This window comes from Neorhizobium sp. 05N33 (assembly GCF_056397445.1).
The window spans coordinates 434,559-449,089 of sequence record NZ_JBFTNK010000004.1 but is presented as its reverse complement, the minus strand read 5'-3'; the positions used below and the strand labels follow the sequence as shown (position 1 = coordinate 449,089).

At 61.3% G+C, this 14,531-nt stretch carries 13 protein-coding genes; 7 read left to right on the top strand and 6 right to left on the bottom strand.

What is annotated here, in order from left to right; all coding sequences use genetic code 11:
* Nucleotides 1-3 precede the first annotated feature (3 nt).
* Nucleotides 4-162, bottom strand: coding sequence for an entericidin domain-containing protein (locus AC1DLT_RS14540; RefSeq protein ID WP_436252949.1), 159 nt, complete (start codon nt 160-162; stop codon nt 4-6).
* Between the two features lie 14 nt (nt 163-176).
* Here AC1DLT_RS14540 and AC1DLT_RS14535 point away from each other — a divergent pair, with 14 nt between their 5' ends.
* The 5 genes from AC1DLT_RS14535 to AC1DLT_RS14515 all read left to right on the top strand — a co-directional run bounded on the left by AC1DLT_RS14535 (nt 177) and on the right by AC1DLT_RS14515 (nt 5,145).
* Nucleotides 177-818 (top strand): DUF1638 domain-containing protein, encoded by a 642-nt coding sequence (locus tag AC1DLT_RS14535; RefSeq protein WP_477487184.1) that lies wholly within the window; start codon nt 177-179, stop codon nt 816-818.
* Between the two features lie 58 nt (nt 819-876).
* Nucleotides 877-1,650, top strand: a complete 774-nt coding sequence (locus AC1DLT_RS14530; protein ID WP_477487183.1) for a formyl transferase — start codon at nt 877-879, stop codon at nt 1,648-1,650.
* Nucleotides 1,651-1,779: 129 nt separating this feature from the next.
* Nucleotides 1,780-2,082: a virulence factor gene (locus AC1DLT_RS14525; RefSeq protein WP_038543300.1), complete on the top strand. Its 303-nt coding sequence runs from the start codon at nt 1,780-1,782 to the stop codon at nt 2,080-2,082.
* Between the two features lie 52 nt (nt 2,083-2,134).
* The gene (locus AC1DLT_RS14520; RefSeq protein WP_477487182.1) at nt 2,135-3,097 is read left to right on the top strand and encodes a methyltetrahydrofolate cobalamin methyltransferase; all 963 of its coding nucleotides are present in this window, start codon (nt 2,135-2,137) and stop codon (nt 3,095-3,097) included.
* Nucleotides 3,098-3,108: 11 nt separating this feature from the next.
* Nucleotides 3,109-5,145, top strand: coding sequence for an ASKHA domain-containing protein (locus tag AC1DLT_RS14515; protein WP_477487181.1), 2,037 nt, complete (start codon nt 3,109-3,111; stop codon nt 5,143-5,145).
* A gap of 2 nt (nt 5,146-5,147) precedes the next feature.
* Here the strand turns inward: AC1DLT_RS14515 and AC1DLT_RS14510 are convergent, their stop codons facing one another.
* Nucleotides 5,148-6,086: a LysR family transcriptional regulator gene (locus AC1DLT_RS14510; protein ID WP_174479282.1), complete on the bottom strand. Its 939-nt coding sequence runs from the start codon at nt 6,084-6,086 to the stop codon at nt 5,148-5,150.
* Nucleotides 6,087-6,256: 170 nt separating this feature from the next.
* Here AC1DLT_RS14510 and AC1DLT_RS14505 point away from each other — a divergent pair, with 170 nt between their 5' ends.
* Both AC1DLT_RS14505 and AC1DLT_RS14500 read left to right on the top strand, forming a co-directional pair.
* Nucleotides 6,257-6,466, top strand: a complete 210-nt coding sequence (locus AC1DLT_RS14505) for a hypothetical protein (protein WP_477487180.1) — start codon at nt 6,257-6,259, stop codon at nt 6,464-6,466.
* Between the two features lie 234 nt (nt 6,467-6,700).
* Nucleotides 6,701-7,720, top strand: a complete 1,020-nt coding sequence (locus tag AC1DLT_RS14500; protein WP_477487246.1) for a GlxA family transcriptional regulator — start codon at nt 6,701-6,703, stop codon at nt 7,718-7,720.
* An 18-nt stretch (nt 7,721-7,738) separates the two neighbouring features.
* Here AC1DLT_RS14500 and AC1DLT_RS14495 read toward each other — a convergent pair whose 3' ends face one another.
* The 4 genes from AC1DLT_RS14495 to AC1DLT_RS14480 form a co-directional block, all read right to left on the bottom strand.
* Nucleotides 7,739-8,347 (bottom strand): GGDEF domain-containing protein, encoded by a 609-nt coding sequence (locus tag AC1DLT_RS14495; protein ID WP_477487179.1) that lies wholly within the window; start codon nt 8,345-8,347, stop codon nt 7,739-7,741.
* Nucleotides 8,348-8,365: 18 nt separating this feature from the next.
* Nucleotides 8,366-9,214, bottom strand: coding sequence for a response regulator (locus AC1DLT_RS14490; protein ID WP_038543311.1), 849 nt, complete (start codon nt 9,212-9,214; stop codon nt 8,366-8,368).
* A 157-nt stretch (nt 9,215-9,371) separates the two neighbouring features.
* Nucleotides 9,372-11,885: a GcvT family protein gene (locus tag AC1DLT_RS14485; RefSeq protein ID WP_477487178.1), complete on the bottom strand. Its 2,514-nt coding sequence runs from the start codon at nt 11,883-11,885 to the stop codon at nt 9,372-9,374.
* 154 nt (nt 11,886-12,039) lie between these two features.
* Nucleotides 12,040-14,448, bottom strand: coding sequence for a mechanosensitive ion channel domain-containing protein (locus AC1DLT_RS14480; RefSeq protein ID WP_477487177.1), 2,409 nt, complete (start codon nt 14,446-14,448; stop codon nt 12,040-12,042).
* Nucleotides 14,449-14,531: the final 83 nt, after the last annotated feature.

Below are 14,531 nucleotides of genomic sequence, written 5' to 3'. Positions count from 1 at the left end.
GCCTTAACGCGCAGCGCGATCGACCCGGCGTCCCGCATCCTGCGTGGCATTGACGGTATTGGCCGCATCCTGGCCCATGCCGCGAATGGTATTGCCGCAGGAAGTGAGAGAAACCATCGTCGCGAGAAGAGCGGCGATCACCGTGACTGTCTTGGCCGTCATGTTAGAATACTCCGATGGAGAGAGATGAAATCGTGGCGGAAATGGAATTTCCGGCAAAGGAACGTTCAACTCGCGAAAAAGTTCACGTGATCGCGTGCGGAGCGATCGCGCGGGAAATCCTCGCTGTTTCCAGGCAGCAAGGCCTCGGTCACATCGATCTCAATTGCCTGCCGGCGATCTGGCACGCCTATCCGCAGAAGATCGTTCCGGGTCTCGAAAAAGCCGTCGCCGAGGCGCGGGAAGCGGGTTTCGAAAAGATCTTTTTCGCCTACGCGGATTGCGGAACCGGCGGCGACATCGACCGTCTCTGCGAGCGCGAGGGCATCGCCCGCATCGAAGGCCCGCACTGTTATTCCTTCTTCGCCGGAAACGACGCTTTTGCCGCAAAAGCGGACGATGACCTGTTCTCGTTCTTCCTGACCGACTTTCTCGCCCGCCAGTTCGAGGCCTTCGTCATCGAACCGCTCGGCCTCGACCGCCACCCGCAGCTGAAGGACATGTATTTCGGCAACTACCGAAAACTCGTCTATTTGAGCCAGGAGGAAGACAAGGTCCTTCAAGAAAAGGCGCGCGGGGCCGCCGATTATCTCGGCCTGGAATACGAGTACCGTTTCACCGGCTACGGCGACCTCACGCAGGCGTTACGCTCGGTTTAACCGTTTCTTCGGGCCTTCGGCGGAAGAGTGCGGCCCTGCGCTTTTTGCGGGGGGATCGATGCAGGACGGGAATTCTCGGATCGTGGTGATGACATCGGGCGGGGTGAACCCGCAGGTGATGATCAACGCATTGGCAAAACATTTTCCCGACCTGCATGTCGTCGAAGAACAGCCGGAATCGAAGGGCACGCTGCTGAAACGCCGCGCCCGGCGGTTCGGCTGGTTCACAGCGCTTGGCCAACTGGCGACGATGATCGCGTCGCGGCTCACCAAGAGCGTGGCGGCAAGACGCTCCGCCGAAATCATCCGCGACTACGGCCATTCCGCCGAACCGAACCCGGCGATCCCCGTGACGCACGTGCCCTCCCTCAACGATCCGGCCTGTCACGCAGCGGTGACAGCCCTGAAGCCCGCCGCGATCTTCACCATATCCTGCCGCATCCTGTCGCCGGAGACGCTTGCCGCTGTCCCCTGCCCGGTGATCAACTTCCACGCCGGCATCAACCCGATGTACCGCGGCCAGATGGGCGGTTACTGGTCGCGCGTCGAAGGCGACGAGAAGAACTTTGGCGCCACCGTGCATCTGGTCGACAAGGGTATCGATACCGGCGGGACGCTCTACGAGAAGCGGGTGGACCCGGGGCGCTCGGATTCGCTCGCCACCTATCCGCTGCTGATGACCGCCTCTTCCGTCGATATCAGCGTCCGCGCGCTTCAGGATGCCATCGACGGCGCGCTGAAGCCGTACCAGCCGCAAGGCCCCTCCGCACTGCGTTTTCCACCGCCGATCTGGACCTGGCTCTATCACGGGCTGACCCGGAAGATCTGGTAACCGGCACCCGGCCCGACATCCGGCAAGGCAATCCCATCACCGCGTCGTATTTTGCTGGGTGCGACGTCGTCGCAAGCGCAGTCTTGTCGCCCGCACCCGTGCATGCTGCACCTCAACACGGAGGAATTCATGGCCGACCGCATCGTCGTCTTCTGGCGGGATATTCCGGCACAGGTGATCATCAAGAAGGGCCGACAGACCGCCAAGCGGGAACTCTCGCTGCGCTTCACCGAGGCGATCGACATGTGCGCGATGCGCAGCGGCGCAGCCGGCACCGACGATTACCTCGCCGAATGGCGCAAGGCACAACCGATCGCCGTCTCCGACGATCTTGAAGCCGAAGCCGACAGGGCGGCGGCCGAACTCGAAGCAGCTTATGACCGGGAAAAACTCGTCGCGCTGGTGAAGACCGGCGGCCGCGAAACCGCCTGACGTTCAGACATTCACATCGTTTCGGCGCCGCATCGCGCGCCTGGAGGAAGAAATGACCCGCACCATCGTCGCATCCGCAACCCGGGAGATTGTGATCGGCTTCGACCAGCCCTTCTGCGTGATCGGCGAACGCATCAACCCGACGGGCCGCAAGAAGCTCGCGGCCGAGATGATCGAGGGCAATTTCGACACGGTCATCAGGGATGCGCTGGAACAGGTGGCGGCGGGCGCCACCATGCTCGACGTCAATGCCGGGGTCACCTCGGTCAACCCCAACGAGACCGAACCTGGCCTACTCGTCCGGACGCTGGAGATCGTCCAGGGCCTCGTCGACGTGCCGCTGTCGATCGACAGTTCGGTGACAGCCGCCATCGAGGCGGCGCTGAAAGTGGCCAAGGGCCGGCCACTGGTCAATTCGGTCACCGGCGAGGAGGAAAAGCTCGAGGCGATCCTGCCGCTTTGCAAGAAATACGGCGTACCGGTCGTGGCGATCTCCAACGACGAGACCGGCATTTCGATGGATCCGGACGTCCGTTTCGCGGTCGCCAAGAAGATCGTCGAACGCGCCGCCGACTACGGCATCAAGCCGCATGACATCGTCGTCGATCCGCTGGTCATGCCGATCGGCGCGCTCGGCAGCGCCGGCCTCCAGGTCTTTGCGCTGCTGCGGCGCCTGCGCGAGGAGCTGAAGGTCAACACGACCTGCGGGCTCTCCAACATCTCCTTCGGCCTGCCGCACCGCCATGGCATCAATGCCGGCTTCATCCCGATGGTGATCGGCGCCGGCATGACGTCGGCGATCATGAACCCCTGCCGGCCGCAGGAAATGGAAGCGGTGCGCGCCGCCAACGTGCTGAACGGCACGGATCAGAACTGCGGTAACTGGATCATGACCTATCGCGACTATAAGCCGGTCGAAGGCAGTGGAGCCGCGGCGACGGCAGCATCGTCGGCCGCCAGCGGCCGACGCGGCGGCCGGGCCGCACGGGCTGGCGCCGGAGCGCGGACGGAGTAAATAAAGGTATCATGGCGGATATTTCCAAGAGAGATCCCCTCGTCCTCTTCATGCCGTCGGGCAAGCGCGGCCGGTTTCCGGTCGGCACGCCGGTGCTCGATGCCGCGCGCCAACTCGGCGTCTACGTGGAGAGCGTCTGCGGCGGGCGGGCGACCTGCGGGCGCTGCCAGATTTCCGTCCAGGAGGGACATTTCGCCAAGCACGGCATTACCTCGGCAAACGACCATCTGTCACCGCTCGGCCCGAAGGAAGAGCGCTACGACCGCGTGCGCGGGCTTCCCGAAGGTCGCCGCCTCTCCTGCTCGACCCAGATTCTCGGCGATCTCGTCATCGACGTTCCTCAGGATACGGTGATCAATGCTCAGGTGGTCCGCAAGGCCGCCGACGAGCGTGTCTTCGACCGCAATCCGGCGATCCGCATGTGTTATGTCGAGGTGGAAGAGCCCGACATGGAAAAACCGCTCGGCGATCTCGACCGCCTGAAGGCGGCGCTTGCCGCCGAGTGGCATTTCGACGATCTGGATGTCGATTTTCACCTGATTCCGAAAGTGCAGCAGATTCTGCGCAAGGGCGAATGGAAGGTCACGGCAGCAATCCACAAAGATCGCGACGACGACCGTGCCCGGCTCGTCGCGCTCTATCCCGGCCTGAAGAACGAGGCCTACGGGATTGCCTGCGATATCGGCTCGACGACGATCGCCATGCATCTGTCGTCGCTGCTGTCGGGTCGCACCGTGGCGTCGGCGGGCACGTCGAACCCGCAGATCCGCTTCGGCGAAGATCTGATGAGCCGCGTTTCCTATGTGATGATGAACCCCGATGGCCGCGAGGCGATGACGTTAGCCGTGCGCGAGGCGCTGAACGGGTTGATCGACAAGGTCTGCGCTGACGGCGGCGTGTCTCGCACCGACATTCTCGACAGCGTCTTCGTCGGCAATCCGATCATGCACCATCTGTTCCTCGGGATCGATCCGACGGAGCTTGGCGGAGCCCCCTTCGCACTTGCCGTTTCCGGAGCGGTAAAGGTCAGATCCTCCGAGATCGGCTTGCCGATGAACGAAGGCACCCGCACTTATCTCCTGCCCTGCATCGCCGGCCATGTCGGTGCCGATGCCGCGGCGGCAACCCTGTCGGAAGGTCCGCACCGGCAGGAGGAGATGATGCTGCTGGTCGATATCGGCACCAATGCGGAAATCGTGCTCGGCAATTCGACCCGCGTCGTCGCAGCCTCCTCGCCGACCGGTCCGGCCTTCGAAGGTGCCGAAATCTCGTCGGGCCAGCGGGCAGCACCCGGCGCCATCGAGCGTATCCGCATCGACGCCGAAACCCTCGAGCCGCGCTTCCGGGTGATCGGCGTCGAGCCCTGGTCGGACGAGCCGGGTTTCGCCGATGCAGCCGCTGCGACCGGCATCACCGGCATCTGCGGTTCGGCGATCATCGAAGTGATTGCCGAAATGTATCTTGCCGGATTGATCTCGGAAGACGGCGTGGTGGACGGCACGATGGCGGAGCGCAGCCCGCGCATCCTCCAGAACGGTCGGACCTTCTCCTACCTCGTGCATGACGGCGAACAGCGCATCACCGTAACCCAGAACGACGTGCGCGCCATCCAGCTCGCCAAGGCGGCGCTTTATGCCGGCGTCAAGCTGTTGATGGACAAGCAGGGCGTCGACCATGTCGACCGCATCGGGCTTGCCGGCGCCTTCGGCACATTCATCGATCCGAAATACGCGATGGTGCTGGGTCTTATCCCGGATTGCGATCTGGGCCGCGTCAAATCGGTCGGCAATGCCGCAGGCACGGGCGCGCGCATGTGCCTGCTGAACCGCGGCTACCGCCGCGAGATCGAGGAAACGGTGCGCAGGATCGAGAAGATCGAGACGGCGCTGGAGCCGAAATTCCAGGAGCACTTCGTTTATGCCATGGCGCTGCCGAACAAGGTCGATGCCTTCCCGCATCTGGCGTCCGTCGTGACCCTGCCGGAGCGCAAGGCGCTGGCAGAGGCTTCGGGAGAAGGCGGCCGCAGACGTCGCCGCAGCCGCGAGTAGGATCAGGCAGCAGCAGCGATCAGGGAGCCGAAAGCTTCGCGGATGCTTTCGGCCACTGCTTTGCCGGGGACGGAGAGCTGCGGAGCCGTCAACAGCCGGATATCGAAGTTGATCAGTTCCGGCAGGCCTTCCTTCGCCCCGAGTATCTGCATGTCTTCGGTAACGTAGGAGCGCGGGAACGGCGCGATCGCCAGATCGGACAGCACCGCGGCGCGTTGCGCCATCGTATGGGCGCTCGCATAGGCGATGCGATAGCTCCGCTTGTGCTTCTCAAGCTGGGCAATTGCATCCTGACGCCAGACGCAGCCGTCCTCCCAGACCGAAATCGGCAGCGGATCGCGCAGATAGGCGGTGCCGCATTTCGCGCCGGCCCAGACCAGTCGTTCCGTGTGGATCATCTCGCCTGCCGTCGCGAAAGGCCGCGTGGCACAGTTGATCAGGGCCAGATCCAGGCGCTGCTCGTCCATGCGCTTCTTGAGCGCAAGGCTCATGTCGACGGTGACATCGACCATGATGCCCGGAAAGCTCTCGCCGAAATCCTTGAGCACCTTCGGCAGAAGGCGTTCGGCGATATCGTCCGGCGCACCGAGGCGCACCACGCCGGCAAGTTCCGGCATGACGAAACGTGACACGGCTTCGTTGGAGAGCGCCAGCATGCGCCGCGCATAGGAGAGCAGCATCTCGCCATGCTGCGTCAGCGATACCGAGCGGGCGTCGCGCAGGAAGAGCGTCGTCTTCAACTGCTCTTCCAGCTTCTTGATCTGCATCGAAACAGCCGACGGCGTACGCAGAACCGCATCGGCCGCGGTCGAGAAATTGCCGGTTTCGGCAATCGCTACGAAGGTGCGCAATACGTCGTTATCGAGCAGCGGGAGCGGCGGGCGGAATGGAACAGTCATGTCAGCCTCTATCAATAATTCTGAACTTAAACACCATATCATTTCGTTTGATTGAATGTCAAACGAGAGGCATAGTCAAAAGCATCGGAAGCGAGCGTCGATCTGCAACAGAATTTCATGAGACGCATAACTTACATCCGATTGATTGATGGATTGATGACGCTCATTATCCCGACTGAGCGTTGTCCATGAGACACCCAAGGAGAACTGACATGACTATGATCACCTATCAGGAGAGCGATCGCTCCCGGTTCCGGCCGTCATCGTTCGCCTCGCTCATCCGCCCTGTCCTGAATGCCGTTATCAGGCTTCGCGATCAATGGCATCGCCGCCAGACCGAAAGGATGCTGGAAGGTTTGCCGGCAGAAATCCGCAAGGACATCGGATGGCCGACGACCAATGCCGCACCGCATCGCCGATAACCTCCCGACCCATGGCCCGCACACGAACCGGTGAAGCGGGCCATGTAGTCTGAGACACGCTTTGAGCCTGCTGCCTTTGACAATTATGTCTGCGACCCGCTTATGTCGCAAAAATGTTATCAGCCTGTCGTCGAAAGCCCTTCTCCGCCGCCTTTCCCCGTGCCAATGTCGCTTTTGAAGAAAAGCGGGCCGCAATGTACGGCCACGAACAAGGGGAATGACGGCATGAATGTGATGACCAAAAGCCCGGCTATAAAGCGCTCACTTGTCTTTTTTCTTGTTCCCCATTTCACCATGCTGCCTTTTGCTGCAGCGGTGGAGACGCTCCGAATCGCCAATCGCATGCTCGGATACTCGGCCTATACCTGGCGGCTCTGTTCCGCCGACGGTGAAAAGGTCTATTCCTCGAGCGGCATCGGGATTGAGGTAAATTCGTCGCTGGCAGACGAACGTCGCAGCCTCTCCGGCGAAAACCGCCCGAACATGGTTCTGGTCTGCTCGGGCGTCTACGTTGAGGAGTTCAACAACAAGTCGGTCAACGCTTGGCTGCGCGAAACCTATAACCGCGGCATTGCCGTTGGAAGCCTCTGCACCGGGGCGCACGTTCTGGCCCAGGCCGGGCTGCTGAACGGCAAGCGTTGTGCCATACACTGGGAAAACCTTCCCGGATTTGCCGAGGCATTTCCGCAGGCAGAAGTTTATGCGGATCTCTACGAGGTCGATTCGAACCTCTACACCTGTGCCGGCGGCACCGCCTCGCTCGACATGATGCTGAACCTGATCAGCCAGGATTTCGGCGAGAACCTCGTCAACCGTGTCTGCGAGCAGCAGTTGACGGACCGCGTCCGCAACCCGCACGATCGCCAGCGCCTCCCGCTGCGGGCCCGCCTCGGCGTCCAGAACGCCAAGGTTCTGACGATCATCGAGGTCATGGAAAACAACCTCTCCGAACCGCTGTCGCTGGTCGAGATCGCCGACGACGCCGGCCTCTCCCGGCGCCAGATCGAACGCCTGTTCCGCCAGGAAATGGGCCGCTCGCCGGCGCGCTATTATCTGGAGATCCGGCTCGACCGGGCAAGGCACCTGCTCGTGCAATCGTCGATGCCCGTGGTCGAGGTGGCGGTTGCCTGCGGGTTCGTGTCCGCATCGCACTTCTCGAAATGTTATCGGGAGGTCTATAACCGATCGCCGCAGCAGGAACGTGCCGAGCGCAAGCTCAACATGAACACCTCGCGCATCGGCGTGGTGGCCTGATCCTGTTGACTGCGGCTGTCAGCCCGCCGCTTGCAGTACGACCGTATGATCCGAAAAGACCTGGTTGCGGCCGAAGCTCTTCGCCATGAACAGGAATTGTTCTGCAGCATTGAGGTAATTGTCGAAGGTCTCCGGACCGTAGACTTCTGCCAGTCCGATCGAGACGGTTATCGAGAAGTCGTTGTCTCCGGAAGCGATCCGCATGCCGGCGATCTCAAGCCTCAGCTTTTCGCAGAAATCCGTTGCCGCCGCGCCGTCGAAACCGACCAGCAGCAAGCCGAATTCCTCGTCGTCCAGCCGGGCAAGGAGGTGCCGGCCGCCGCTGCACGCGGCATCGAGTTTGGCCGCGATCGCCTTCAGGACCTCAGCGATCGTTTCCTCGCAATGGGTATCGTTCAACCGCCGGAAATGATCGATGTCGACGATTGCGACGGCGCAGGACGTGCCCTCAGAAAGGCAGGCCCCCACCAGCGGTGAACCAAGCCGATAGAACTCCCTCAGATTGGCAAACCCCGTCAACGGATCGGCGGTGAGATTAGCCATCTCCATCTGGACCGGTGACGGCGCAGCCCAGCCGTAGGTCAGACGTTCCGACTTCCGGAAGTGCTGGCTTTGAAGATAGGGCATGCGAAAAACCCTCGCAGATCAGGCGACGTTCTTGACCGTCGAGTCCTGACGTTTTGCCTGCATCGACCAGATCTGGATCAGCGTATCCAGGTTCTGGTTGACGCGGCAGTAAAATTCCTCGTCGATGAAGGGCCGCAGCATGAAGTCGTTGCCGCCGGCCTTCAGGAAACGGGCCGAAAGCAGCCGGTTCGAAGAAGACGACACGCCGATGATCCGCAGTTCGTGCGAACCGCGCACCGAGCGGATGCGGCGGGTCAGCTCGAAACCGTCGATATCGGGCATGTTGTAGTCGGTGACGACGAGGCCGATATCCGGGTTCTTCTTCAGAATATCCAAGGCCTTGGCACCGTTCTCCGCAACGCTGACCCGGAAATTGTAGCGCTTCAGACGGCTGGACAGCAGCGCCCGCGCCGTCGGGCTGTCGTCGACGATCAGCACGTGGTGGCGATGATTGGTGAGGAACCGGCAGACCGATTCGGCCAGCATCTCAACCGCAAAGACATTGTCCTTGAGGATATAGTCGACGATGTCCTTGGTCAGCAGCTTGTCGCGCGTCTCTTCGTGGAACGTGCCGGTAAAGACGATGGTGGGGATCGAGAGATCGACGAGATATTCCAGCGCCTCGCCGTTTTCCGCACCCGGCAGGTTGATATTGGAAATCGCCAGTGTGACCGGTTCGCTCGAACGGTCATAGGCAACCTGCAATTCCTCGAAATTGCGGCAGATCTCAACCTCGATGCCGAACAGCTCCTTGAGCCGGGTACCGATCATCGAGGTAAAGACGTTGGAATCTTCCGCAAGCAGGATGCGGGAGTTTGCCAGTGATTGGCCGGAATACTGCATCCCGGAAATGCCGAGGAATGTCATGGTGCCCCTGTCGATAAGTAATTATCCCCTCTGCTAACAGCCGTAGTACAAACGCTTTGCAGAACCGTTAATCGGAGCAGCTTTCTCGTCCAAAAACGGAACAGGCGGCCCGAAGACCGCCCGTCAATGTCAATGGTTTCTTACTTTTAGCCGGATTTCACGCGCGCAGTGCAACGTTGTCGGTGTCAAACGGGCTCTCGGCGACAACGCTGGCATTGTAGAGATTGCCGAGAATCTTGATCTTGAGCGGCGTGCCAGTCTCCGCATAACCCGGCTTCACCATCGCCAACGCCAGAGACTTGCCGATCCGCCAGCCGTAGGCGCCGTTGGTGGCGCGGCCGATCAATTCGCCGGCTTCATTGTAGATCGCCTCCGAACCGCGGGCATCGAGATCGTTGGCGCCTTCGACCACCAGCGTGCAGAAATTCCACTTCAGCCCCTTCTCCCTATAGGAAAGCAGACCTTGCTTGCCGAGGAATTCCTTGTCCGTYTTGATGAAACGGTCGAGACCGGACTCGTAGGCATTGTACTCGATCGACATTTCGCGCGGGATAAGCCGATACGACTTCTCGACCGACATGGAAAGCATGGCACGAATGCCGAAGGGTTTGATGCCGAATTCGGCGCCGGCTTCCATCAGCTTGTCGAAGATGTAGTTCTGCATCTCGATCGGGTGATGCAGTTCCCAGCCCAGTTCACCGACGAAATTGACGCGCAACGCATGGGCGGACGCCATGCCGACGGAAATCTCCTTGCCGGAAAGCCAGGGGAAATCCCGGTTGTCGAGGCTGGTACGGGTGAGCTTCTTCAGAACCTGGCGAGACTTCGGGCCGGCCAGAACCAGCACGCCGAGCCTCTGGGTAATCTGGGTGAGTTTGACCGACCCATCCGTCGGCGCGAGCTTGCGCAGATAATCCTGGTCATGCGCCTCATAGGCACCAGCCGATACCAAATAGAAGCGATCCGGCGCCCACTCGTAGACGGTGAACTCGGAGCGCACCCCACCCTGTTTGGTAAGCAGGTGGCAGAGCGCGATGCGCCCGCGCTTCTTCGGGATCGCATTGGCGAAGATCAAGTCGAGGAAAGCGCGCGCACCCGGGCCGGACACTTCCATCTTGGCGAAGGCCGACATGTCGAGCACGCCGACATTCTCGTGGACATTCTTGACCTCGTTGCCCACGTGGTCGAAATAGTTCGAGCGGCGGAAGGACCATTTTTCGACGATCCGGCCATCTTCCAGCGCCGGCGCGTGATTGTGACCGGTCAGCACCTCGGCGCCGACGCCGAGGTCTTCCGCAGGCACTTCATAGCCTTCAGGCGCAAACCAGTTGGCGCGTTCCCAACCGTAGACAGAGCCGAACACGGCACCCATCTTCTTCAGCCGGTCATAGACCGGCGTCGTCTTCAAGGGACGCGCGGCAGAACGCTCTTCATCAGGGTAATGCATCGTGAAAACATTGGCATAGGCCTCTTCGTTCTTCTCGATGAGGTAGCCTTCCGTTGCGTAAGGGCCGAAGCGGCGCGGATCGACGCCCATCATGTCGACGGTGGGTTCGCCATCGACGATCCATTCCGCGAGCTGCCAGCCGGCGCCGCCGGCTGCGGTGATGCCGAAGGAATGGCCTTCGTTCAGCCAGAAATTCTTGAGGCCAGGTGCGGGGCCGACGATCGGCGAGCCGTCCGGCGTATAGGCGATCGCCCCGTTGTAGACCTTCTTGATGCCCACTTCGCCGAACGCCGGCACGCGCACGATGGCGGTCTCGATATAGGGCATCAGCCGGTCGAGTTCCTCGTTGAAGAGCTCGTATTCGCTCTCGTCCGACGGACCGTCGACGTAACAGACCGGTGCTCCGACCTCGTAAGGCCCGAGCAGCAGGCCGCCATTCTCCTCGCGCATGTACCAGGAGGAGTCCGACTCGCGTAAGACACCCATTTCCGGCAAGCCCTTGGCTTTGCGCTCCTGGATCGCCGGATGCGGCTCGGTGACGATGTACTGGTGCTCGACCGGAATGACCGGAATATTGATGCCGACCATCTCGCCGGTCTTGCGCGCGAAGTTGCCGGTGCAGGAAATGATGTGTTCGGCGGTGATCTCGCCCTTGTCGGTGGTCACCTTCCAGAGCCCGTCCGGCTGTTGTGCGATGGCGGTGACGGTCGTGTTGCGATAGATCGTGGCGCCGAGGTCGCGCGCACCCTTGGCAAGCGCCTGCGTGAGGTCCGCCGGCTGGATATAACCGTCGTCAGGATGCTGGATGGCGCCGAGAATCCCATCCATCTCGCAGAGCGGCCAGATCTCCTTCACCTGTTCGGGCGTCAGGACGTTGACCGTGACGCCGATCGTCTCGGCGATCCCGGCATAATACATATACTCTTCCCAGCGGTCCTTGGTGCGGGCGAGACGGATGTTCGAGACTTTCGAGAAACCGACATTCATGCCCGTCTCTTCCTGCAGTTCCTGATAGAAACGCACCGAATATTTATGCAGCTGGCCGACCGAATAGGAGAGGTTGAAGAGCGGCAGAAGGCCCGCCGCATGCCAAGTCGAACCCGAGGTCAATTCCTTGCGTTCGATCAGAACCGCGTCGCTCCAGCCCTTTTTCGCCAGATGATAAAGCGTCGAAACACCGACCACGCCGCCGCCGATCACCACCGCCCGTGCATGTGTCTTCATGGAAAGAACCCCTCTTCGGCCTCGTGCGGCCTTTTCGCAAACTGCAGGGACTATGCAATTCCGGCAGGCGGGCCAAACGCCTGTTTACGACATGCCGGGAGCCAGCCCGCGACGATCATTAAAATGGCCGCGCGGGGCTCGGGCAGAGGGTCGGTTAGGCGCCCCCTCTTGCATCGTTCTCCTCCGGCAGGATCGGCCGGCCCCGATGAAAGATGATCTCCTGCTGCGGGAACGGGATCGCGATCCCCTCCTCCTTGAACCGCTTGAGGATGGCGATCCTCAGATTGTTGCGGATCCTCAAACCCTCGCCCATGTCGGCCAGATGGAACCTCAGTTCGAAATTGAGCGAGGACGGACCGAAGTTCAGAAACTCCACGTGCGGTTCCGGATTGCGCAGCACTTCCGGAACCTGGTCGACCAGTTCCAAAAGAATATCCATCACCTTCTGCGGATCGGTATGGTGGCTCACCGCGACCGGCACTTCGGAACGCCCGATCTTGTTGCGATGCGTCCAGTTGCCGACCGGCGAATTGATGAGGTCGGAATTCGGCACGATGATCGACTGCTTGCGAAACGTCTCGATCTCCGTGGCGCGCACCGAAATGCGCTTGACGATACCTTCCGTCGCCCCGGTCACCACATGGTCGCCGACCTTGAAAGGCCGCTCGACGAGCAGGATCAGGCCGGACACGAAGTTCGAGACGATATTCTGGAGACCGAAACCGATGCCGACCGACAGGGCGGACGCGACCAGCGCAAAGCTCGAAAGATCGATGCCCGCGGCAGAAACGCCGACGAGCACCGCAAGCCCGACGCCGAGATAACCGATACCGGTCTTGACCGAATTGCGGACGCCGAGATCCACCTGGCTGCGCGCCAGCACATTGCCGTCGATCCATTTCTGGATCCAGCGCGTGATGACGAAGCCGAGGCCGAAAAGCAGAATGCCGCCGAGAATACCGACGATAGAAATCGAGATGTTGCCGATCCGGATCTGCGTGAAGAAACTGTAGATCCAGGCTTCGATATCGGCGATCTGGAAACCCCAGGTCAAAAGAATGAGGGGGATGCCGAGGATCAGCGCAAAGGCATAGATGCCGAGCCCCGCGGCAAGCCCCGCCTGGTCGAGCGACACCTCCCCGAAATGAAAGTGTTCGGCGAGCCGGCGACCGGCGGCCGTATCCGTGAACGATCCCTGTTTCGAGATCGCCCTGCCTGACAGCAGTCCGATATAGATCAGCACGATCACCGCACCGGTCAGCACGATCTGGGTGGAGGCGAACCGAGCAAGCCCGACATATCCCGTCAGCACCGACAGGATGAGGAGCAGGCCCATGACGCGAAGGAACAGTGGAAGGAAGCGCGGCCAGCGATGCCCCGGACTATCGGGATCCTCGCCCTCGGCAAGCCGCGGCTGGATGAAGGAGATGGCGATCAGGATCAGGCCGATGATGACGGAGGCGAGCAGGCTTTTGACGATGGTCAGAACCAGCGGGGAATTCAGCGCCTCGCTGATCGCGCCGAGCAGATAGTCGAGCCCGTTGACGATCGCCATGGCAAGCACGGCGAGTGTCAGCAGATGGGCGCCACGGTTAGTGATGCGGACGAGCCGCCATTCCGGTTCGCCGGGCGCCAGCACGCCATAGGTTAGCTTCCAGACGAAATTGACGAACCAGACGAATGCGAAAAATGTCACCACGATCGGCGTGATATCCGTGCGCAGGACGTTGAAGCCGTCGAGGAACAGGAAGGAGGCGACCAGGAAGGCCGCCAGCGACACGGTCTGGATCACCGTCGACCAGAAGGCCACCGACAAACGCCTGATATAAGAAGGGTGTTCATGGTCGTCGCGCCGGATGAAGCGCCCGAACAGCCGGTATCCTCCAGACAGGAAGAGCATGGCCGCGCCGAGCGACAGTGCCAGCGCTCCGAGCAGTTGCAGCTTCTTGAATTTCCAGACGAAACTGATCCAGCCGCTGAAGGTGGAGCCGAAATTCCTGACTTCCGCGACGAATGCGTTGCCGGCATCGGCGAACAGCTCGCCCGACAGCTCCGTGTGGCGGAAGAGCGTCTGGGTAAACAGCGTGCGGCGCAGATTGGTGATCGTGTTGGCGACCTGCGTCGCGCTGTTGGAAAGCTGGCCGGCATCGTCGACGATAATGTTGAGCTCCGAGCGCTCGTTCAGCAGCCGGTTGCGCTCCTCGACGACCGCGGGCGCTTCCGGCGGCTGGCCGGCTGCGGGCGGCTCGCCGAGTCCCTTGAGGCGGGCCTGTATCTGTTCGACACGCGTACGCATGGCATCCGATGCGGATCGCATTTCGCCGACGATCGCTTCCGCTCTAACCCTGAGTTCCGCAAGACGTGCATCGTCGTCGGCATCGCTCTGTATCCGGTTGCGAAAGGAATCGAGCTGCTGGCGGATCGCGTCGATCTTGCCCTTCATATCGGTATTGATGGAATCGACGGTGACGTCGGGCGCCACCTGTTCCTGGCGCTGTCCTTGTGCCTGCTGCTGCGCCTGTGCGGCCGCCTGCGAGGGCAAGCCGAGCGGGGCAGCGATCATGAGTGCCGCCAGGAGCGCGCACGCTATCCGTTGAATGGTCGAAGGGCCGGTCGTGAGAAGTTGTGTCAAATGTCTGCTCTTTT

Excerpts from the sequence above, each read along its gene's own strand:
- AC1DLT_RS14490 (WP_038543311.1), bottom strand. The coding sequence starts at position 9,214 with ATGACATTCCTCGGCATTTCCGGGATGCAGTATTCCGGCCAATCACTG.
- AC1DLT_RS14530 (WP_477487183.1), top strand. The coding sequence starts at position 877 with ATGCAGGACGGGAATTCTCGGATCGTGGTGATGACATCGGGCGGGGTG.
- AC1DLT_RS14480 (WP_477487177.1), bottom strand. The coding sequence starts at position 14,448 with ATGATCGCTGCCCCGCTCGGCTTGCCCTCGCAGGCGGCCGCACAGGCG.
- AC1DLT_RS14515 (WP_477487181.1), top strand. The coding sequence starts at position 3,109 with ATGGCGGATATTTCCAAGAGAGATCCCCTCGTCCTCTTCATGCCGTCG.
- AC1DLT_RS14540 (WP_436252949.1), bottom strand. The coding sequence starts at position 162 with ATGACGGCCAAGACAGTCACGGTGATCGCCGCTCTTCTCGCGACGATG.
- AC1DLT_RS14520 (WP_477487182.1), top strand. The coding sequence starts at position 2,135 with ATGACCCGCACCATCGTCGCATCCGCAACCCGGGAGATTGTGATCGGC.
- AC1DLT_RS14495 (WP_477487179.1), bottom strand. The coding sequence starts at position 8,347 with ATGCCCTATCTTCAAAGCCAGCACTTCCGGAAGTCGGAACGTCTGACC.
- AC1DLT_RS14500 (WP_477487246.1), top strand. The coding sequence starts at position 6,701 with ATGACCAAAAGCCCGGCTATAAAGCGCTCACTTGTCTTTTTTCTTGTT.
- AC1DLT_RS14525 (WP_038543300.1), top strand. The coding sequence starts at position 1,780 with ATGGCCGACCGCATCGTCGTCTTCTGGCGGGATATTCCGGCACAGGTG.
- AC1DLT_RS14505 (WP_477487180.1), top strand. The coding sequence starts at position 6,257 with ATGACTATGATCACCTATCAGGAGAGCGATCGCTCCCGGTTCCGGCCG.
- AC1DLT_RS14535 (WP_477487184.1), top strand. The coding sequence starts at position 177 with ATGGAGAGAGATGAAATCGTGGCGGAAATGGAATTTCCGGCAAAGGAA.
- AC1DLT_RS14510 (WP_174479282.1), bottom strand. The coding sequence starts at position 6,086 with ATGATATGGTGTTTAAGTTCAGAATTATTGATAGAGGCTGACATGACT.